Raw genomic sequence first — 19,170 nt, 5'->3', positions numbered from 1 at the left:
AGTCGCCATGGATGCCGTAATCAAGCTCAGCCTGGCGCTGATGGGGCTGGCGCTCTGCCTGGCCTTCGTGCGCCTGATCAAGGGGCCCAGCCTGCCCGACCGGGTGGTGGCCCTGGAGCTCTTCTCGACCCTGATCGTCGGCATCATCGGGGTCATCAGCATCCACACCGATGTGGCGAGCTTCCTCGACGTGACCATCGTCATGGCGCTGATGGCCTTCCTGGCCGCCATCGGCTTCGCGCGTTTCCTGGAGCGCGGAGGACCCCGCGATGATTGAGGTGATCAAGGGAACCCTGCTGCTCAGCGGCGCCGTCTTCATGCTGCTGGCGGCGGTGGGGGTGCTGCGCCTGCCGGACCTGCTGACCCGCATGCATGCCACCACCAAGGCCGCCGCCCTGGGGGTGAGCCTGGTGATGGTGGCGGTGGCCCTGCACTTCGCCGAGGTGGCGGTGGTGGCTCGGGCCTTCGGGGTGATCGTCTTTATCCTGATGACCGCGCCGGTGGCCGCCCATGTGATCGGCCGCGCCGGCTACTTCGTCGGCTCCCGGCTGTGGAGCGGCACCGTCAAGGACGAGCTTCGCCCCAACTATGATCCCCTGACCCATGAGCTGAAGAGCGGCCTGGAGACCGAGGCCAATGCCCGGCGCCGGCCCCGGGAGGACGATCCCGACTAGGGCGTCGCGGCGACCCATGACGATGTGATCGGGCCACCTTGGGGTGGCCCGCGTCGTTTACGGAGCCAGGGTGATGGCCAAATCTTGTACATTGATTTATATTGTGTACATCATTTGTCCAATGAGGCCTTCCATGATTCGCAAGGTCGACCTGCCTAGCAAGTCCTGCCTGTACTGCGGGCGTCCCTTCGCGTGGCGGCGCAAGTGGGCGCGCTGCTGGGACGAGGTGCGCTACTGCAGCCAGCGCTGCAAGCGCGAGGGGAGGCGACAGCCATGAGTACCACCCTGATCTGGTTCACCGAGGACCTGCGCCTGGGGGATAACCCCTTGCTCAGCTTCGAGTCGCCCCCGGAGGCCCTGCTCTGCGTCTATCTGCTCTCTCCCGAGCAGCTCGTCCCCCCGGGGGAGGGGCTCGACTGGCCACGCATGGGGGCGCCCCGACGGCGTTTCCTGTGGCAGAGCCTGATCGCCCTGCGCGGCGAGCTGCTCAAGCGTGGCAGCGACCTGCTGGTGAGGGTTGGCGAGCCGGTGGCGACCCTCGCCGAGCTGGTGGCCACCCACGGGGTCGACGAAGTCCGGGTTCGGGTGCCGGCCAGTCAGGAGCGTGGCGAGCAACTGGCGCGCCTCGCCGAGACCCTGCCCGGTGGCGTACGGCTGCGGCCCCGGGAGGGAGGCACCCTGCTCGAGGAGGCGGCGCTGCCCTTCGCGCCGGAGGCCCTGCCCGCCAGCTTCTCGGCCTTCCGGCGCCGGGTCGAGGCCGCCTGCCGGGTCGAGGCCCCCCGGCCGGCGGCCATCACCCTGCCGCCCTGGCCCCGCGATGCCTCTCGTGGTCTGCCGCCCCTGGTCGAGGTCTGCGGTCGGGCCCACCGCTGGCGCCCCGATCCCCGCGGCGGCTTCGAGTATCACGGGGGCGAGGCCCAGGGCCTGGCGCGCCTCGCGGCCGTGTGTCGGGAGGGCGGCACCATCGCCCGCTACAAGCAGACGCGCAATGGCCTGCTGGGGGCGGACTTCTCCACTCGCCTCTCCCCCTGGCTCGCCCTGGGCTGCCTGTCGGCCCGCCAGGTCCATCGGGCGGTACGCGACTGGGAGGCCGCCTATGGCGCCAATGACTCCAGCTACTGGGTGATCTTCGAACTCTGGTGGCGCGACTACTTCTTCTGGGCGGCCCGTCAGGAGGGGCGGGGGCTGTTCGGCCCGCGGCGCCTGCCGCCCCCCGATGCGGCCTTCGAGGCCTGGCGCCGCGGCGATACCGGCCTGCCCTTCGTGGACGCGGCCATGCGCGAGCTGGCCGCCACCGGCTGGCTCTCCAACCGCGCGCGCCAGAATGTGGCCAGCTTCCTGGTCAAGGACCTGGGCGTCGACTGGCGCTTGGGGGCGGCCTGGTTCGAGCATGCCCTGGTGGACTACGATGTGGCCAGCAACTGGGGCAACTGGCGCTATGTGGCCGGGGTGGGGCGGGACCCCCGCGGCGATCGCTACTTCAACCTGCTGCGTCAGGCACGCCACTACGATGCTCGCGGCGATTATGTCGCCCACTGGCTGCCGGCCCTGGCGGAGCTGCCCGCCGGCCTGGGGCGTCACCAGCCCTGGCGGCTGGCGCCCGAGCACTTTTCGCCGCCCCGGGTCGTTCCCGAGGCCTGGCGGCACGAGATGATCGACCCGCAGGAGTGTCGCTCATGACGCCAGCAATGGAATCGCGCCTGCCCTGGCAACTAGGGCTCGGCGGCCTGGCGCCCTTCCTGGCCACCGCCTCGGGAATGTGGTTGGCGCCCGTGGCTTGGCAGGCGGCGCTGCTGATGGCCTTCCTCGCCTATGGCGCGGTGATCCTCTCCTTCCTCGGCGGTATCCACTGGGGGCTGGTGATGGTCGCCCCGCGTTCCGCGGAAGTCGCGACGAGAGGCCGGTGGCTGGCCAGCATGGCGCCCAGCCTGCTGGCCTGGCCGGCGCTGCTGGTCGGCGGCCTCGCCGGCACCGGCTTGCTGGCGCTGGGGTTCGTGCTGGTGATGGGCCTGGAGCAGCGGCATCGGCGGCGCCTCGCGCTGCCGGCTTGGTACCTGTCGCTGCGCTGGCTGCTGACCCTGGTGGTGCTGGCCTGCCATGGCCTGGTGATCTGGCGCCTGGCGGCCGGCTGATGCCTGGTCTCGAGGGCCATTCTGGGCGATCATCTGCGCTCATTGCCAAGGAAAGCAGGAACTCGAGATGCCCAGGTCACTGATGCTCCCCCTTCTTCTTCTCGTGCTGGCCGGATGCCAGGCGACGCCTCCCGAGGCGCGGGCCGGCGACGCCGACGAGTCCCCCGCCCGGGTCGCGGAGGCGCCCGCCGAGGCCGCCGCCGAGGCGCAGCCGCCCGCCGACTTCACTGGCTGGTTGGCTCAGTTCCGCCGCCAGGCCCGTGCCGAGGGCATCGGCGAGGCGACCCTGGCCCAGGCCCTGGACGGCCTGCGCTATCGTCCCCGGGTGATCGAGCTGGATCGCTACCAGCCGGAGTTCGTGCGTCCCATCTGGGAGTACCTGGACACCGCCGTCTCCGCCCAGCGGGTCAACCAGGGGCGCACCAAGCTGGCCGATCATCGCCAGACCGCCGAGGCCGTGGCGCGGCGCTTCGGGGTACCCGCCGAGATCCTGGTGGCGATCTGGGGCATCGAGAGCAATTATGGCGGCAATTTCGGCAGCTTCTCCACCCTGGAGGCCCTGGCCACCCTGGCCTATGACGGACGCCGCCGGGACTTCGCCCGAGGCGAGCTGCTGGCGGCCCTGCGCATCATCGAGGCGGGGGATATCTCCGCGGACGCGATGATCGGCTCCTGGGCGGGCGCCATGGGCCACACCCAGTTCATCCCCTCCAGCTTCGTGGCCTATGCGGTGGATGGCGACGGCGACGGGCGGCGCGACATCTGGGGCAGCATCCCCGATGTGCTGGCCTCCACCGCCAATTACCTGGCCGAGGCGGGCTGGCGCCGCGGCGAGACCTGGGGCGTTGAGGTCAGGTTGCCGGCGGGCTTCGACTACGCCCAGGCGGAGCTCGCCACCCGGCGTAGCGCCGATGAGTGGGCCGCCATGGGCGTGCGTGGGGTCAATGGCGCGGCGCTGCCCGATTTCGCCGCGGCCTCGGTGCTGGTGCCGGCCGGGGCCAATGGCTCGGCCTTCCTGGTGGGCCCCAACTACCGGGCCATCCTGCGCTACAACAACGCCACCAGCTACGCCCTGGCGGTGGGCACCCTGGCCGAGCGGATCGCCGGCCGCGACGGTGTAGTGAGTGCCTGGCCGCGGGGCGAACAGCCGTTGACCCGGGGCCAGGTGCGCGAGCTCCAGGAGCGCCTCAATGCGCGCGGCTTCGATACCGGGACCCCGGATGGCATCCTCGGTCCCAATACCCGGCGTGGCCTGCGCGCCTTCCAGCGCAGCATCGGCGAGGCGGCGGACGGTTTCGCCACCCGGCGCCTGCTGGAGGCGCTAGTCTCGCCCTAGGCGATTCTCCAGGGCGCTGAGGAAGGCCTGGATTCGCGCGGCATTGGTGCCCAGATCGCTGCGCCCCAGCCGCGAGGCGGAGCGCATGTCGACGCGCACGCCATCGTCGTCCTCGGTGAGGCGTAGCACCAGGTCGTCGCGAAAGCCGAACCAGCGGGTGGCGGCGGTGGCCTCCAGGGTGGTCGCGTTCACCGCGGCGATCTCCCAGCCTCGCTCATGCATCAGGGTCGCGGCGGTCTCGAGGATTCGCGCCGGGGGTGCCTGCAGCCTCAAGGGAGCCAGATCGGGATAGGCGCGTTGCTGCTGGGCGGCGAAGGCGCGGGGATAGCCCACGGCATTGGGCGCCGCCGCCCGGGCGGCGGCCAGGGCCACGAAGGGCGGCGGGTCGGCCGTGTCGGTGGTGATATCGTGAATCGGCGGCACCGCCTGGGCGAGTTGCAGGTACTGGGCGGGAATCAGCAGGGTCACCGCCACCGCCAGCAGCACCAGGATGCCGACCAGGGCCGCCCGCGGGCGGCGATACCAGGCCCCCACGCCCAGGGTCAGCAGCCCCAGCAGCGCCGCGGCGACGCCCAGCAGGGCGCCCAGACGCAGCAGCTCGAAGGCCCGGCCCAGGGCAATCAGCTCGAGGCGGTAAGCCGGGCCGGCACCGGCCATCGACACCAGGGAGAGGGCCAGCAGGCCCAGGCTCGCGGTGACCAGGCGGGCGGGCCAGGGGCCCCCGCGGGCGTAGGGTTCGAGCACCACCATCTCAGGCCTCCTTGCGTGAGCGTGTCTCAGGTCATTAAGGCCAGATTACGCCCTCGCGCCTTGGCGCGATAGAGGACCTTGTCGGCCCGCTCCAGCAGGAGGTGGCTGCTCTCCCCGGCCTGCCAGTTCGCCACCCCGGCGGAGAGGGTGAGGGCCAGGCCCGGCTGTCCCATGGGCGTCAGCTCGATCAGGCGCCGCAGGCGCTCGATGGCCTCCAGGGCCCGGGGGCGGTCGACGCCAGGCAGGATCACCAGGAACTCTTCGCCCCCCAGGCGCACCAGCGCATCGCTGGCACGCAGCTCCTGGCGCATCAGCGCGGCGGTCTCGCATAGCACCTCATCGCCCACGGCATGCCCGTGGCGGTCGTTGATGCGCTTGAAATGGTCCAGGTCGATAATGGCCACCGACAACAGCGTGCCGTAGCGCTGGCCGCGGCGAATCTCCTCGTCGAGACGGCTCATGCCGGCACGGCGATTGAGGAGCCCGGTGAGCTCGTCATGGCTGGCCAGGAAGGCGAGCCGCCGCTGCAGCGCATTCTGGCGGGTGATATCCACCACATAGGTGACCTTCTTCACCTCACCCTGGGCATCCACCAGGCGCGAGGCCTCGGCGAGGATGGTACGCCGCTCGCCGTTCTTGCAGCGGACCTCGTGCTCTTCGCGACACTCTTGGTCGGCTTCGCCGTGGATAAAGGCTCGGTGCTGCTCGGTCAGTCGCGCCCGCTCGGCCTCCGGCACCACCAGGGTGAAGTGCTGACCCAGCAGCTCCTGCTCCGCGTAGCCGTAGAAATCGCAGTAGGCGGGATTGACCATCTCGAAGCGGCCCTCGGCATTGGTGATACAGATGCCGATGGGCGCGGCGTGAATGATGCGCGGCAGGTTGTCCTGGGGCAGCAGGGTCAGCGGCATGCCGAAACTCCTCGTAGGCGGGGCGGGGCGAAGCGCGCCTCGAGTCGCGCCTCCAGGCCCTCCGCTAGGGCATCCAGGGCGGGGCGCGCGAAATAGTAGCCCTGCTGCAGGGGGATGCCCGCCTCGAGCAGCCAGCAGGCCTCCTCGACCTCTTCCACGCCCTCGGCGATCAGGGTCATGCTCAGCTCCCGAGCCAGGGAGACCATGCCGCGAATCAGGGGCTGACGGCGTGGGTCCCGGTGGCAGCCCATGATCAGTTGGCGGTCGAGCTTGAGCTTGTCTGGGTGCAGCTCGGTCAGCAGGTCCAGGTTGGCGTGGCCGGTACCGAAGTCGTCCAGGGCGACGCGGAAGCCCATGCGCCGATAGGCATCGATGATGCCGCGCACATGGGGACGATCCTGGATGCGCTCGGATTCGACGATCTCGAAGATCAGCCGCTCCTTGGGCCAGCCGACCCGCTCGGAGACCGCCAGGGTGGCCTGGATGCAGGCCTCCGGCTCGTAGACCGCATTGGGCAGGAAGTTGATCGACAGGGATTCGCGCATGCCCAGGCGACTGGCCTGTTCGATCGCCTTGACCCGGCAGGCCTGATCGAAGCGGTAGAGCAGGTCGTCGGTGACTTGCGCCAGCACCTGGCCCGCCGGCTCGCCCCGGGGGCCGCGTACCAGGGCCTCGTAGGCGTGAATGCGCCGCCACTGCAGGTCGACGATGGGCTGAAACGCCATGCGGAAGTCGAAGGGCAGCTCCCCTTCGCAGCGCTTACATCGACCATTGAATCGTGCGCAGTGTCCCATGAGTGCCTCCTGAGTTCGCCCTTGGATGCCGCATCCGGGCAGCGGAGGCCCGACGGCTGGATGCCTGTTGTCTTGTGCCTAATGTTAGCGTTGTACCATATTTGTACAAGTATTATTTGTCCAAGCCGTCAACGCTCTCGCGAGTCCCTCTCTGTCGCCTCCATCGGCGAATGCCTGGCGGCCTGGTACCCTGGGCAGCGAATGTCCGCCGTACGAGAATGCCATGCCCCCCTCGACTCTCGATCCCGATGCCCTGCGTCGGCTCCTGTGCTCGCTGCCCGACGCGCAACTGCCGCTCACCTACCAGCAGGCGGCGGAGGCCCTGGGGCTGGCGCCGCCGCGTATCATCCAGCGGGTCGCCCTGGCCCTGGAGGCGCTGATGCGCGAGGACGTGGCCGCCGGCCGGCCGCTGATCGCCGCCCTGGTGGTCAGTCGCCGCGGCGCCCTGCCGGCCCAGGGCTTCTTCGACCTGGCCGTGGCGCTGGGGCGCTTCCCGGCCGACCCGTCACGCCACGCCGAGGCCTACCGGGCGGAGCTGGCCCAGGCACTGGCCGAGCGGTAGTAAACGCAAGGATGTAACCAGGTAGACAGGAGGTAGCCTTGGCAGCCGATTCAGGGATAGGAACGGGCAAGATCGCGATCATCGGCCTTGTCGTGACCCTTTGTGGGGCCGCTCTCGGTTGGCACGGCAGTTATCTGCAGTCCCGACATAGCCTGGAGCAGAGCTGTATCGAGCGGCTGGATGCTCGGGAGCTGCTGCTGCGCGAAAAGGGGGCGAGCCTGTTGGGAAGCATCGGTAGGTTCGCGGGGCAAACCACCTATGCCGACAATACCGAGGCGAGGTTTCGCGAGCATGGCACCGAAGTGATCTCCCGAGCCATGGCTCTGATGGCTTATGCGCCTCCCGAGCTTGGCGGATCGGTCGTGAATGTGATCAGCACCATGCAGTACGGGCTGATGGCACGAACCGCCGAGGAGCAGGCGCGAGCCACGGAGCTGGCCAGTACCGCCCTACGTAGCTGGCCTTCTGAGTTCCAATCGCTGATGGAGGAGTTCGAGCAGCGTCGCGAGGCATGTCGGTGAGCCCATGGCGGGAGCTCACGCCCGCCGGGCACCAGCAGTGCCTGGCCGGCGCTAGTCAATAGGCCCGCACAGAGGCAGTTGAACAGCCGGCGCATGGTCGGGCGTGAGAACCAGTGGCGCAGGAAGGCAGCAACATAGGCATAGCCGGCGATGGCTAGCCACTCCAGGGCCAGGAAGAGGGTGCCTAGGATCAGGAACTGGGCGGCGATATTGCCCCAGGACTGACGAACTGGGGCTGGGAGGCGTGTGGCTCGCCCAGGGGGGTTGCCGTGTCTGCCGTCAAGGCAAGGCCTGCGGCGACTCCTGCATCAACCGGAGCTATCGCTGCAGCAGGCCGCCCGGTTGTGCCTGTGATGGCTAAGTGTGGGTGAAATTTGGGGTGATCGGTGCCTGGGACATCGGCCATCTTCCCGGGATGCAATGGCGGCCGCGATGGCGGATAATAAGCAGGGTAATGAAAATCGTCGCCATCACTGGCGCCAATCCTGAGGTCCCATGAATCCCACCATCGAACTGCTGAAGTCCCACCGCTCGATCCGCAAGTTCACCGAGCAGAAGATTCCCCACGAGCTGCTGGTGGAGCTGATTCGCGCCGGCCAGGGCGCCGCTACCTCCAGCCATGTGCAGGCCTATAGCGTTATCCATGTGACCAAGCCCGGGAACCGCGAGACGCTCGCCGAGCTGGCCGGTGGCCAGGGCTATGTGGCCGGCGCCTCCGATTTCCTGGTGTTCTGCGCCGACATGAAGCGCCCCACCGAGGCCGCCGAGCGCACCGGCGCCAATGTCGTGCGCGGCATGACCGAACAGTTGCTGGTGGCCAGCATCGACGTGGCGCTGATGGCCCAGAACGTGGCCATCGCCGCGGAATCCGAAGGGCTCGGTATCTGCTATATCGGTGGCATCCGCAACAACCCCGCCGCCGTCAGCGACCTGCTGCGCCTGCCCAAGCATGTCTATCCGGTGTTCGGCATGTGCCTGGGCTACCCGGCCCAGGACCCGGACATCAAGCCGCGCCTGCCGGTGGAGGCGGTGCTCAAGGAAGACACCTACTGCGACGATCGCGAACAGGTGGAGGCCTTCGACGCGACCATGCGCGCCTACTACCAGGCGCGCAAGGGCGGCAACAAGGACGCCAACTGGTCGCAGAACCTCACCCCGCTGTTCGACAGCAAGCTGCGCGCCCATATGCGCGATTTCCTGATCGAACGCGGCTTCGAGATGAAGTAAGTCGCCGCGGCCCGCCGTCATGCTGGCGGTGGGCCGGGCATCAGGGCAGGACCGGCCGACCGTCGCGCCTCAGGCGCAGGATGGTGACGACGTTGGTGATAAAGATCAGCGATTCGGCCAGGGTGCCGCCGATGGAGCCCGCCAGCAGGTTGCTGAGCACCCAGCAGAAGGCCGCCACCGCCAGGGTCACGCGCATGGCGATGCCGCGCAGCATGAACATGCCCCAGGTGCCCAGCAGGCCCGCCGCCAGGGCCGGCAGGTCCCGGGGCCCGCTCCAGGTCAGCACCGCCACCGCCAGGGTGGCAAGCAGCATCCCCACCATCAGGGCCCGGTGACGGGGAAAGCGGCGCACCAGGGCGATGCGTACCACGATCAGCGCCGAGATCCCCGCCGCCACCCAGCTCTCGAGCAGGGCGAACTGGGTGGCGAAGGCCACGTTGGCGAACAGCAGCAGTACGAACAGCTTGTCGTCGCGCTTGCTGGCGAAGGCGATCACGCACAGCGCCAGGGCCACCAGGCTGACCCCCTGACCCGCCAGCCACCTCAGACTCAGCTCTTCCATGCGTGCCGCTTCCCCGCAACGCTTCCATCGACCGCCCTAGCCTGGCGGTTTCCCCCGGCCCTGCCAAGCCTGGCGCGGGCGATGACGGTTCCGCCGGTCTTTATACGACTAAAGTCTATGGTCTAGTGTTATCAAAAATTGATAACGATTTTTTCGTTTGTCGATTTTCCTGCGTATCGTTTATCAAAATTTGAGGTGACTGCGATGGGTCCATCCGACCGCATGCTGGCGCTGCTGTGCTGCCTGGCTAATCAAGGGGAGGCGATGACGGTGAAGTCGCTGGCCGAGCTGACCGCTCAGCCGGTCTCGACCGCGTATCGCCACCTGCGCCAGCTGTTGGCCTGGGGCCTGGTCAGCGAGCGCGAGGGCGGCACCTATGCGCCGGGACCCCAGGCGGTGCGGCTGCACCAGGGCTTCGAACGACGCAACGAGTTGCTGCGCTGGGCTCGCCCGGTGCTGACCGAGCTGACCGAGACCACCCAGGAGAGCTCGGCGCTGCTGGTGGCGGTACGCGACCACGCCCTCTGCGTGGAGATGATCGACAGCCCCCAGCCGCTGCGCTGCTGCTACCACCGGGGCCAGGTGCAACCGCTGCTCAAGGGCGCCAGCGCCCGGGCCCTGCTGGCCTGGATGAGCGAGGAGGAGCGCCAGATGGCGCTGATGCTGCGCTCGGAGGCGGAGCGGCAGGAGGCCCTGAGTGGCCTCGAGGCCATTCGCCAACAGGGGGTGGCGATCAGCCTGGGCGAGATCGACCAGGGGGTCTGGGGGGCCAGTGCCCCGGTACTCAGCGGCCGTGGCCGGCTCAAGGCCGTGATCAGCGTGATGGCACCCAGCGCCCGGGCCCGACACCGAGCCGAGGCCCTCGGCGCGGCGACGCGCCTCAGTGCACAACGATTGGGAGAACTCTTGCAGTGAGACAGGCAGACGATGAGGCGGCGCTGATGGCGCCCTGGCAGGGTCGGGTCGACCCGGCGGAGGCCGGCGACGCCCGGCGTTGGCACCAGGTGATGCGTCCCGCCTCCCGGGCCGAGGCGCCGGGGCGTGCCCTGCTGGGGCTGCGTTCCGATGCCGGCGTGGTCCGCAACCAGGGTCGGCCGGGGGCCAGCGAGGGGCCCCTGGCGCTGCGTCGCCAGCTGGCCAATCAGGCCTACCACCTGACGGCACCGCTCTATGATGCCGGCGACGTGGTCTGCCAGGGCGACGACCTGGAGGCCGCCCAGCAGGCCTTCGTCGGACGCGTGACCGGGCTGCTCGAGCAGGGGCACCGGGTCATCGGCCTGGGCGGCGGCCACGAGATCGCCTTCGCCAGCTTCTCGGGGCTGCTGACCCACGCCCAGCGCCAGGCGAGGATGCCGCGCCTGGGCATCCTCAACCTGGATGCCCACCTCGACCTGCGCCAGGCCGAGCGGGCCAGCTCCGGTACCCCCTTTCGGCAGTGCGCCGAGCTGTGCCAGGAGGCCGGCATCGACTTCCACTACACCTGCCTGGGAGTGAGCCGCGGCGGCAATACGCCGGCGCTGTTCGCCCGTGCCGAGTCGCTCGGGGTGGAGTGGGTCCTCGACGAGCAGTGCCGTGCGCTGGACAGCCCCGCGGTGAAGGCCGCCCTGGAGCGGTTGCTGGCGCGGGTCGACTGGCTCTACCTCACCGTCTGCCTGGATGCCCTGCCGGCCTGGGTTGCCCCGGGGGTCAGCGCTCCTTCCGCCCGGGGCATCGAGCTGGCCCTGGTCGAGGAGATCATCGACCACCTGGCCGCGCGCATTGCGCTGCCGGTGGTGGATGTGGCCGAGCTCAATCCGCGCCTGGATATCGATGCGCGCACGGCCCGCGTGGCGGCTCGCCTGGTCGAGCGCCTGGCACGTTAACCAACGATAAACCGGCCGCGACGGCCGCCCCTACCCGACCGCCCCGAGCGGCATACAACGATTCACGGAGCACCGACATGCACTTCACCCTGGATGCCGTGTCTACCACGGCACTGGCCCTGCTATTGCTCGCGTTTGGCGCCGGGCTCAAGCGCCGGCTCAACTGGCTGGAACACTTCTGCGTCCCCACCCCGGTGATCGGCGGCTTCGGCTTCGCCCTGCTGGCCTGGCTGCTGCGCGACCTGGGCCTGGTCACCTTCGAGCTCGACACGGCGATGCAGAGCCCGCTGATGATCGCCTTCTTCACCACCGTAGGCCTGGGCGGCAGCCTGGCGCTGCTCAAGAAGGGCGGCAAGGCCCTGGGCATCTACCTGGTGGCCTGCTGGCTGCTGGCGCTGATGCAGAACGGCGTGGGCATCGGCATGGCCAGCCTGCTGGGCCTCGACCCGCTGATCGGCCTGATGGCCGGGGCCACCTCCCTGGAGGGCGGCTTCGGCGCGGCGGCGGCCTTCGGCCCCGAGGCGGAAGCCCTGGGCGCCCAGGGGGCCACCACCGCGGCCATCGCCTCCGCCACCTTCGGCATGATCGTCGGCGGGGTGATCGGCGCGCCCATCGCCCGCTGGATCATCGACCGTCGCCGGATCCCGGTCGTCGCCGAGGACGTGCATGACCTGGAGAAGCTGCAAGCCGAGGAGCGTCCCACCCAGGCGCCCATCGACGGTCGCATCCTGCTGCGGGTACTGGCCGTGGTGGTGCCGATCATGGTGCTGGGGGTGTGGTTCAAGGCGGCCCTGTCGACCCACCTGGGGATCATCCTGCCGAGCTATGTGGGTGCCATGTTCGTCGCCATCCTGCTGCGCAACCTCAACGATCGCTTCCACTGGGTCAGCATGCCGGACAACGCCCTCGCCACCCTGGGCGACGTGGCCCTGGGCGTCTTCCTGACCATGGCGATGATGAACCTCAAGATCTGGCAGCTGCAGGAGATGGGCGGCTCGCTGCTGCTGATCCTGCTGGTGCAGACCCTGGCCATCGTCTTCCTGGCCGTGGTGGTGCTGTTCCGCCTGCTGGGCCGCAACTACGACGCCGCGGTGCTCACCGCCGGCTTTATCGGCCACGGCATGGGCGCCACCCCCAATGCCGTAGCCAACATGGGCGCGGTGTGCGAGCACTACCGGGTGGTATCGCACAAGGCCTTTATCATCGTGCCCCTGTGCGGTGCCGTGCTGATCGATATCGTCGCCATCCCCGCCATTACCTGGTGCCTGAACGCCTTCGCTTGATCGGCACTTGACCGACAACGCCAGCCGGGCCCGGCTGGCGTTGTCGTTTTTGGTGCCGAGACCGCTAAGATGGGGGGACTTGCCCCGACCCCTGCATCGAACGGAGACGAGATGGAACCGCTACTCAACGCCGGCACGCCGGTGACCGAGGCCGCCCTGGCCGCCATCGCCCATATGCCCACCGCCAGCCTGCCGAGACTGATGGATGACGACTTCGCCCGGCGCCTGAGCGATGCCGAGCTGATGCGCATCGCCGTGCTGTTGGCCGAGAAGAGTCGCGCCGAGGGTGGCTGCCCGATCGGCGCGGTGATCATCGACAACGCCACCCGGCGCATCGTCGGCAAGGGACACAACACCCTGGTCCAGGAGGACCACCCCTACAACCATGGCGAGACCGCCGCCATTCGCGATGCCGGTCGCCTCGACTTCGGCCAGACCACGCTCTTCACTTCCCTGAGCCCCTGCGATATCTGCGCGACCCTGCTCTATATGCGCGGCTTCGCCCGGGTGGTGGTGGGCGACGTCACCAATGCTTCGGGCAACGAGGGCCTGCTGCGCAGCAAGGGCCTGCGCGTCGATATCCTCGAGGACGCCCGCGGCGTCGAGGGCTACGCCCGCTTCCGCGCCGAGCAGCCACAACTGGACCTCGAGGACTGGCAAGGCAGGAGTGCCCTATGACGACCCTGGTGATCGGCGCCAACGGCCAGATCGGCCGCCAGTTCTGCGCCCTGGCCGCGGAGGTCGGCGAGCCGATTCGCGCCATGCTGCGCTCACCAAAGCAGCGACCCTGGTTCGAGGAGCGCGGCATCGATACCGTGATCGCCGACCTGGAAGGCGACTTCGCCCACGCCCTGGACGGCTGCGACCAGCTGCTCTTCACCGCCGGTTCCGGTCCCCATACCGGTGCCGACAAGACCCTGCTGATCGACCTCTATGGCGCCATCCGCAGCGTCGAGGCGGCCCGCGAGCGGGGCCTATCGCGCTACCTGATGGTCAGCGCCATGCGCGCCGATGACCCCCAGGCCGCCCCCGAGGCGCTGCGCCCCTATATGGCCGCCAAGTTCGCCGCCGACGCCTACCTGCGCGCCTCCGGCCTGTCCCAGGTGATCCTCAAGCCGGGGCGCCTCACCGACGAGCCCGCCACCCAGCGGGTCGCCGCTTCCCTGGAGGAGACCGGTGGCGTGAACACCATCTCCCGGGCCAACGTGGCCCACGCCCTGCTGCATCTGGTCAAGGCGCGGGGATTGGTCGACCGCGAGTTCGTGCTGCTCGACGGCCGGCGCCCCCTCGCCGAGGTGCTGGCCTGAGTGCCGACCCCGGTCACGGGGCTCAGCCCCGGTGATGCACGCAGGTCACCCTCGGGTTGAAGGGCTCGAGGTTGCCGCTGGGGTTGTCGCGAAACCACAGGTGTTGATCGTCATGGGCCTCGAAGTGGTGGGCCTCCTCCTCGGGGGTGGCCGGATCGTCGACCATATGGTCCCAGGGGCGTCCGGCCAGCATCGGCGGTCCCGCATGGCCTGCGGCCTCCCAGGCCGCCTGGAAGACCAGGTTCTCGACCCCGACCAGCGCCAGGGAGCCGTCTTCCTGGGGCTCGTAGAGCAGGATGGCGGGTTCATGAAGTCGGTATGGGTGCCGGTGCCATCGACCCGCGGCGTGGTCACCGTGAGGCCGAGCAGGTCGGGCCGCAAATAGTGGATGCCCATATCTCCCGGATCGGCGGGCATGCCGTGGGCCGCCGCAGGCACGACCCTGCGGCTCGAGCGTGCCGGTGGCACCATTTAGGCTTGTGGCTGCATGCCCATCGGCGCACTGGGGCGGTCGCCGACCTCCCTCAGCAACCACACCCCCAGGCCGGCGATGGCCAGTCCCAGGAGGGCGAAGAGCATAAAGGTGGTGACATGGCCTTCGGCGCCGACCAGCCAGCCGGCCAGCGGCGAGCCGGCGACCTGGCCCACCGAGGTGGCCAGCAGCGGCAGCACCGGGGCGAAGGCCGGGGCCTCGGGCATGATCTGGGTGCTCCTGACCAGGTAGAAGCCGCTGAGGGTCATGTAACCGGCGCCGAACAGCGCCGCGGAGGCCAGGGCGTAGCCGAAGTGGCCGGGGTCGACGACCAGCAGCGCCAGGCCGGCGGACATCACGCCGAGGGCGATGGCATGGCTGGTGGCCGGGCCGCAGCGGGTGATCAGATCGCCGGCGCTGGCCCCGGAGAGCCCGCCCAGGCCCACCGCCAGCCACATCCAGGCGGTCTGGCTCGGCAGCAGTCCCCCGACATGGATCACCGTATCGGGGGCGAACACCCAGTAGGCCGCGCTGACGATTCCCACGCCGACGGCCATGCCGCTCAGCCGGGCGATGCCCAGCCACTGGGCCCGGCTGACCGGCGCGGCCAGCAGGCGGGGACGCGAGAGTGATGTATGCCGTTCATCGCGAGGCAGGTAGCAGAGGGCCGCCAGGGCGCCGATGGCCGCCAGGGCGGCGAAGCCGGTATAGGCGCTGCGCCAGGCCTCGGCCCACAGCAGCACCGCTGGCATGGCCAGCGCGATGCCTAGGCTGGTGCCCGCGTTGATGGTGGCATTGACCCGCCCGCGCAGCTCGCCCGGTACCACCCGGTAAACCGCCTGGGCCATGACCGGTGACGACAGCCCGGTGCTGATCCCGCAGATCAGCACGCCGGCGGCCAGCAGCAGCGAGGACGGTGCCTGGGCGATCATCATCAGGCCGACGCCGGCCAGGCCGGTGGCCGCGACGCCGGTGCGGCGCACGCCGAGGCGCCGCGTTACCCAGGGTGCGACGAGGATCGCGAAGACGAAACTCAGGAAGGGCAGGGCGCCGATCACTCCCGCCATGGTGGCGGTGATCGTCAGCTCGTCGCGCATCGCCGGCAGGAAGAGCCCGAACACGAAGCGCGCCAGGCCGTAAGTGATGGCGATGACCCCGCTGCCGAGGGCCGCCATGCCGAGAGGAGAGAGGGGGCTCATCGGGCATCGCTCCGCGCCGTGGTGATCAGGGTGTCGGCCAGTTCCCGGGTATCGGCCAGGGCCGTGGCGGTATCCAGCAGGGCCACCGCCGTGTTGCTGCCCTCCAGCACCATGAAGAGGCGCCGCGCTAGGCCGGGTGAGTGGTTCAGCCCGTCGCGGGCCACCGCGGCCTCCAGGCGAGCCAGTAGATCGGCCTTGGCGGCCGCGGCCAGGGCATGGAGTTCGGCGCTGTGCTCGGCGAACTCGCCCATCGCCTTGGCCATGATGCAGCCGTGTTGGCTATGGCTTCGCAGCCAGTCGCCATGGGCCTCGATCAGCGCCAGGGTCTCCTGGCCCGGCACCGCCGCGGCCATGGCCGCCTCCAGGCTGGCGATAAAGCGCCGATGCCGGGCCGTCAGCACCGCCGCCACCAGCGCCTCCTTGGAGGCGAAGTGGTTGTAGAGCGTCATGCGCACCACCCCGGCCGCCGCCACGATGCGGTCGATGCCGGTGGCGTGGAAACCCTGTTCATAGAAGAGCCGTTCGGCGGTGGCGAGCAGCTGGTCGCGTTTCGAGGCAGGCATCGGCGGTCGCTCCTATATAGACCGATCTATCTAACTTCGCGCCATAAAATGACGGCGGCCCCGAAGCCGTCAATCGATGTTTCGCGGCGGTCGTTTCGGGTAAGGATCGGCGTCGTTCTCGGCAATAAGCCGACACTTTGCCCCCGGGCGTTGAGGGCGGGGTGGGGGCGTCGACGGGGTATCGCGCTAATCGATGGTATCTTGGAGTGGACGGGCCCGGGCCTTGCGCGATCACCGCCAGGTGGCGGGGCGGTCCATCAGACCGGGGGCCCGGCAGCGAGACCGACCATCAACGTCGTAGCGGGATCGAGGGGGAGCAGGATGAGGTTGTCGAGCACAGGATTCGCGATTTTCGGGGCCGTGCTGATCGCGATCAGTTACGGGCTGGCCCGCTTCGCCTTCGGGCTCTTCGTGCCGCCGATCCGCGATGAGCTGGGCCTCACCTCCTCGGTGATCGGCATCATCGGGGCGCTACCCTTGATCAGCTTCCTGCTGGCCACGCTGGTGGCGCCGCTGATCACCGATATCCTGGGGGCCCGCTACGCGGCGGTGCTTTCCGGTGCCTTCGGCGTCGCCGGGCTGGCGCTGATCAGCCAGGCCAGCGGTCCGTTGATGCTGGGGGCGGGGGTGTTCGCCTGCGGGATCTGCACCGGCCTGATGATGCCCGCGCTGACGGCGGCCATGCAGGCGATCGTCAAGCGCTCGCTGCATGGGCGGGTCAGCTCGGTGATGAACGCCGGGACCAGCATCGGCGTGATGGTGGCGGTGCCCACGGTGCTCTTTATGGTTGGCGCCTGGCGCCTCGCCTATGTCTCCTTCGCCGTCCTGGCCGCCCTCGGGGTGATCGCCGCCTGGCTCTTCCTGCCGTCGGTCTCGCGGATCGTGCCGGCGAACGCCGCGCCGCCGCCGCCGATCGGCGAGCTACCCTGGTCACGCCTGATCCGACTCTCGCTATTCGCCTACCTGATGGGGCTCGTCTCCTCCGCCTACTGGATCTTCGCCCCCGACCTGGTGGTCAGCCTCGGCGGCCTGCCCGCCAGCGCCACCGCCTGGCTCTGGCTCGCGGTGGGCGTCGCCGGCCTGGGCGGTGCCGTGGTCGCCGACCTGGCCGATCGCAACAACCCGCCCATTACCCAGGCGCTGATGTTGATGATGCTTTCCGCCAGCCTGGCCCTGCTCGCGGCGAGCCCCGCCCAACCGCTGCTGACGGCCTTCTCCGCGCTGGTCTTCGGGCTGGCGTACATGAGCCTGACGGGGCTCTACCTGATGACCGGCATTCGCCTCCTGCCCGGCCGGCTGTCGGTGGGGCCGGTGCTGCCCTTTATGGCGGTATCGTTGGGACAGGCGACCGGATCGCCCTTGGTCGGTGGGTTGGTGCAGGGCTTCGGCTATGCCGATGCCTTCGCCATGTTCGCCGCGCTGGGCATCCTGGTGGCCGTGCTCTCGCCCTTCTATCCGGGGGCCATCGCCCAGGCGGATGAGGAAGAGGCCGAGGAGGAGAGCGGTCTCCAGGCGGCCTATGACCACCAGCTCCAGAACGAGGAGGGCGAGCCGCTGGAGGACCCCCTCGAGGAGGAAGACGAGGCGCCTACCGCCACGTCATGAGCGGGTAGCCGGCCACCCGGGGCCAGGCTTCCCTCGCGTCCCTACCGGTGCCTTGCCGGTGGTCATTCGGGGGGCCCGCTAAAGACGGCGATGGCCTCGTCCAGGCTGGTGGCCACGGCGTTCCACGGCAGCGGCGAGCCGGCGAAGTGGCAGTGGTAGAGCGCCTCGTCGTCGATCTCGACACGATGGATGCGGTTGCCTCGATCGTCCTGCCAGCAGTCGGCATGGACCTGCTGCCAGTTGGCGGCGAGCGGGGTGCAGATGGCGATGTTCATGATGGCTTCCCTCCTCCAGTCGCTCGAGTCGGGCGTCGGCTCAGGGCGCTTTCGGTTGCCTATGACTTGGTCACTACCGGGGCGACGATCCTTTCAGTGCTTGCCTTGGCAGGCGCTGGGCCAGGAGAAGAACACCGCCAGGGGAGCCGTGATGCCTCGTCTCGCCCCGACCCTCGGTTGCGCGACCCGGTTTCTCCAGTGTAGGACAGGGTGGAAACAATCAGTAACATTTAATTACATTCGCGCGATCCTCTCGTCGGCCAGGATCGTTCTTGCCTCGCCCTGGTGTACTACCTTCACGGGGTGTCCACGGCGGTTGGGCAAGATCATTAAGGCGCCAGCTATCCTGGTGGCTGCGGAAAGGAGATCCGAAGATGGCAGAGATCCTGTTGTTTCACCACGCCCAAGGGCTGACCCCCGGCGTCGTCGAGTTTGCCGACTGGCTGCGCGGCTCTGGGCACCTCGTTCACACGCCCGATCTCTTCGAGGGTTGCACCTTCGATGACCTCGAGAGCGGTATGAGATTCATCGAGGAACTCGGATTCGGCGAGGTGATCGAGCGTGGGGAGCGGGCGGTGGAGGGGCTACCGCACGAGGTGGTCTATGCCGGCTTCTCCCTGGGCGTGCTGCCGGCACAGAAGCTGGCTCAAACCCGGGCCGGAGCGCGCGGGGCGCTTCTCTTCCATTCCTGCGTGCCGGTTTCGGAGTTCGGGGCAAGCTGGCCGCAGGGAGTGCCGGTGCAGGTGCATGCCATGGAGGCCGATCCGATCTTCGTGGGTGAGGGCGACATCGACGCCGCCCGGGCACTCGTTGAAGCCACCGAGGAGGCGGCGCTGTTCCTCTACCCCGGCGATCAGCACCTCTTCGCCGACAGCTCACTGCCTGCGTACGATGCCGAGGCCTCCGCCATCCTGATACAGCGGGTGCGGGGCTTCCTTGCTTCCCGGTAAGGCACCCGTTCGTTGGAGAGAGGACGATATGAACGAGCATATTCGACACGGCATGGGCGGCGTCAGGCCCCACCTGCACGGGCCGGTCTCGTTGGTGACCTATGTCGCCATGGTCTTCGCCGCCACCCCGTCGTTTCCCTGCCTGGGACTCAGCATCCTTCGGTGCTAGTCTGGGACGGACACCGATA

Annotated in this window: 25 protein-coding genes; 17 read left to right on the top strand and 8 right to left on the bottom strand. The window is 68.9% G+C overall.

Annotation, left to right across the window (positions count from 1 at the left end; translation table 11 throughout):
* The first annotated feature begins 7 nt into the window (after positions 1–7).
* The 6 genes from HPA02_RS00625 to HPA02_RS00600 all read left to right on the top strand — a co-directional run bounded on the left by HPA02_RS00625 (position 8) and on the right by HPA02_RS00600 (position 4,142).
* Positions 8–277 carry an MrpF/PhaF family protein gene (locus tag HPA02_RS00625; RefSeq protein ID WP_146800823.1) on the top strand — a complete coding sequence of 90 codons (270 nt, stop codon included), beginning with the start codon at positions 8–10 and terminating at the stop codon, positions 275–277.
* Positions 270–674, top strand: a complete 405-nt coding sequence (gene mnhG, locus HPA02_RS00620) for a monovalent cation/H(+) antiporter subunit G (protein WP_146800821.1) — start codon at positions 270–272, stop codon at positions 672–674. Before HPA02_RS00625 ends, mnhG begins: the two co-directional genes overlap by 8 nt.
* A 133-nt stretch (positions 675–807) precedes the next feature.
* The gene (locus tag HPA02_RS00615; RefSeq protein ID WP_146800819.1) at positions 808–951 is read left to right on the top strand and encodes a DUF2256 domain-containing protein; all 144 of its coding nucleotides are present in this window, start codon (positions 808–810) and stop codon (positions 949–951) included.
* Positions 948–2,354 carry a DASH family cryptochrome gene (locus HPA02_RS00610; RefSeq protein WP_146800817.1) on the top strand — a complete coding sequence of 469 codons (1,407 nt, stop codon included), beginning with the start codon at positions 948–950 and terminating at the stop codon, positions 2,352–2,354. The genes HPA02_RS00615 and HPA02_RS00610 overlap by 4 nt, the downstream gene beginning before the upstream one ends.
* A complete protein-coding gene (locus tag HPA02_RS00605) occupies positions 2,351–2,806 on the top strand; it encodes a DUF3429 domain-containing protein (RefSeq protein WP_146800815.1) in 456 nt (151 codons plus the stop codon). The genes HPA02_RS00610 and HPA02_RS00605 overlap by 4 nt, the downstream gene beginning before the upstream one ends.
* A gap of 67 nt (positions 2,807–2,873) precedes the next feature.
* Positions 2,874–4,142, top strand: coding sequence for a lytic murein transglycosylase (locus tag HPA02_RS00600; protein WP_146800813.1), 1,269 nt, complete (start codon positions 2,874–2,876; stop codon positions 4,140–4,142).
* On the opposite strand, the gene HPA02_RS00595 is transcribed toward HPA02_RS00600, so the two are convergent.
* Genes HPA02_RS00595 through HPA02_RS00585 form a run of 3 tightly spaced genes read right to left on the bottom strand, consistent with a single transcriptional unit; the run spans position 4,128 to position 6,594 of the window.
* On the bottom strand, positions 4,128–4,892 hold the full coding sequence (locus HPA02_RS00595; protein WP_146800811.1) for a DUF1499 domain-containing protein: 765 nt from the start codon (positions 4,890–4,892) through the stop codon (positions 4,128–4,130). The two genes, HPA02_RS00600 and HPA02_RS00595, sit on opposite strands and share 15 nt — an antisense overlap.
* A gap of 26 nt (positions 4,893–4,918) precedes the next feature.
* The gene (locus tag HPA02_RS00590) at positions 4,919–5,800 is read right to left on the bottom strand and encodes a GGDEF domain-containing protein (RefSeq protein WP_146800809.1); all 882 of its coding nucleotides are present in this window, start codon (positions 5,798–5,800) and stop codon (positions 4,919–4,921) included.
* Positions 5,791–6,594 carry an EAL domain-containing protein gene (locus HPA02_RS00585; protein WP_146800807.1) on the bottom strand — a complete coding sequence of 268 codons (804 nt, stop codon included), beginning with the start codon at positions 6,592–6,594 and terminating at the stop codon, positions 5,791–5,793. The genes HPA02_RS00590 and HPA02_RS00585 overlap by 10 nt, the downstream gene beginning before the upstream one ends.
* 223 nt (positions 6,595–6,817) lie before the next feature.
* Here HPA02_RS00585 and HPA02_RS00580 point away from each other — a divergent pair, with 223 nt between their 5' ends.
* The 3 genes from HPA02_RS00580 to nfsA all read left to right on the top strand — a co-directional run bounded on the left by HPA02_RS00580 (position 6,818) and on the right by nfsA (position 8,904).
* Entirely contained in the window at positions 6,818–7,156 is a 339-nt protein-coding gene (locus tag HPA02_RS00580) for a hypothetical protein (protein ID WP_146800805.1), read from the top strand.
* A 38-nt stretch (positions 7,157–7,194) separates the two neighbouring features.
* Entirely contained in the window at positions 7,195–7,677 is a 483-nt protein-coding gene (locus HPA02_RS18175; RefSeq protein ID WP_186809895.1) for a hypothetical protein, read from the top strand.
* A gap of 495 nt (positions 7,678–8,172) precedes the next feature.
* On the top strand, positions 8,173–8,904 hold the full coding sequence (nfsA, locus tag HPA02_RS00570; protein WP_146800803.1) for an oxygen-insensitive NADPH nitroreductase: 732 nt from the start codon (positions 8,173–8,175) through the stop codon (positions 8,902–8,904).
* Positions 8,905–8,944: 40 nt separating this feature from the next.
* Here the strand turns inward: nfsA and HPA02_RS00565 are convergent, their stop codons facing one another.
* On the bottom strand, positions 8,945–9,466 hold the full coding sequence (locus HPA02_RS00565) for a YgjV family protein (RefSeq protein WP_146800801.1): 522 nt from the start codon (positions 9,464–9,466) through the stop codon (positions 8,945–8,947).
* A 204-nt stretch (positions 9,467–9,670) separates the two neighbouring features.
* On the opposite strand from HPA02_RS00565, the gene HPA02_RS00560 reads away from it, so the two are divergent.
* The 5 genes from HPA02_RS00560 (at position 9,671) to HPA02_RS00540 (ending at position 13,918) form a co-directional block, all read left to right on the top strand.
* On the top strand, positions 9,671–10,381 hold the full coding sequence (locus HPA02_RS00560) for an IclR family transcriptional regulator (RefSeq protein ID WP_146800799.1): 711 nt from the start codon (positions 9,671–9,673) through the stop codon (positions 10,379–10,381).
* Positions 10,378–11,328 (top strand): formimidoylglutamase, encoded by a 951-nt coding sequence (gene hutG, locus HPA02_RS00555; RefSeq protein WP_244945827.1) that lies wholly within the window; start codon positions 10,378–10,380, stop codon positions 11,326–11,328. The genes HPA02_RS00560 and hutG overlap by 4 nt, the downstream gene beginning before the upstream one ends.
* 77 nt (positions 11,329–11,405) lie before the next feature.
* On the top strand, positions 11,406–12,611 hold the full coding sequence (gltS, locus tag HPA02_RS00550) for a sodium/glutamate symporter (protein WP_146800797.1): 1,206 nt from the start codon (positions 11,406–11,408) through the stop codon (positions 12,609–12,611).
* A gap of 111 nt (positions 12,612–12,722) precedes the next feature.
* A complete protein-coding gene (locus HPA02_RS00545) occupies positions 12,723–13,289 on the top strand; it encodes a nucleoside deaminase (RefSeq protein ID WP_146800795.1) in 567 nt (188 codons plus the stop codon).
* A complete protein-coding gene (locus HPA02_RS00540) occupies positions 13,286–13,918 on the top strand; it encodes an SDR family oxidoreductase (RefSeq protein ID WP_146800793.1) in 633 nt (210 codons plus the stop codon). The genes HPA02_RS00545 and HPA02_RS00540 overlap by 4 nt, the downstream gene beginning before the upstream one ends.
* Positions 13,919–13,940: 22 nt before the next feature.
* Here HPA02_RS00540 and HPA02_RS18170 read toward each other — a convergent pair whose 3' ends face one another.
* The 3 genes from HPA02_RS18170 to HPA02_RS00530 all read right to left on the bottom strand — a co-directional run bounded on the left by HPA02_RS18170 (position 13,941) and on the right by HPA02_RS00530 (position 16,152).
* On the bottom strand, positions 13,941–14,111 hold the full coding sequence (locus HPA02_RS18170) for a hypothetical protein (protein WP_186809894.1): 171 nt from the start codon (positions 14,109–14,111) through the stop codon (positions 13,941–13,943).
* Between the two features lie 278 nt (positions 14,112–14,389).
* Positions 14,390–15,589: an MFS transporter gene (locus HPA02_RS00535; RefSeq protein WP_146800791.1), complete on the bottom strand. Its 1,200-nt coding sequence runs from the start codon at positions 15,587–15,589 to the stop codon at positions 14,390–14,392.
* Positions 15,586–16,152 (bottom strand): TetR/AcrR family transcriptional regulator, encoded by a 567-nt coding sequence (locus tag HPA02_RS00530; protein ID WP_146800789.1) that lies wholly within the window; start codon positions 16,150–16,152, stop codon positions 15,586–15,588. The genes HPA02_RS00535 and HPA02_RS00530 overlap by 4 nt, the downstream gene beginning before the upstream one ends.
* Positions 16,153–16,473: 321 nt before the next feature.
* Between HPA02_RS00530 and HPA02_RS00525 the strand changes: the two genes are divergently transcribed.
* Positions 16,474–17,757, top strand: coding sequence for an MFS transporter (locus HPA02_RS00525; RefSeq protein WP_146800787.1), 1,284 nt, complete (start codon positions 16,474–16,476; stop codon positions 17,755–17,757).
* Positions 17,758–17,819: 62 nt separating this feature from the next.
* Here the strand turns inward: HPA02_RS00525 and HPA02_RS00520 are convergent, their stop codons facing one another.
* Positions 17,820–18,032, bottom strand: coding sequence for a hypothetical protein (locus tag HPA02_RS00520; RefSeq protein ID WP_146800785.1), 213 nt, complete (start codon positions 18,030–18,032; stop codon positions 17,820–17,822).
* 374 nt (positions 18,033–18,406) lie between these two features.
* Here HPA02_RS00520 and HPA02_RS00515 point away from each other — a divergent pair, with 374 nt between their 5' ends.
* Together HPA02_RS00515 and HPA02_RS18165 are read left to right on the top strand one after the other, a co-directional pair.
* The gene (locus HPA02_RS00515; protein ID WP_146800783.1) at positions 18,407–18,982 is read left to right on the top strand and encodes a dienelactone hydrolase family protein; all 576 of its coding nucleotides are present in this window, start codon (positions 18,407–18,409) and stop codon (positions 18,980–18,982) included.
* Between the two features lie 28 nt (positions 18,983–19,010).
* Positions 19,011–19,151, top strand: a complete 141-nt coding sequence (locus HPA02_RS18165; RefSeq protein ID WP_186809893.1) for a hypothetical protein — start codon at positions 19,011–19,013, stop codon at positions 19,149–19,151.
* Positions 19,152–19,170 lie beyond the last annotated feature (19 nt).

The sequence above is a fragment of the Bisbaumannia pacifica genome (genome assembly GCF_007989625.1).
GTDB lineage: Bacteria > Pseudomonadota > Gammaproteobacteria > Pseudomonadales > Halomonadaceae > Bisbaumannia > Bisbaumannia pacifica.
Note: the sequence above shows the minus strand (reverse complement) of the source record. Positions and strands in the feature narration are given on the sequence as shown.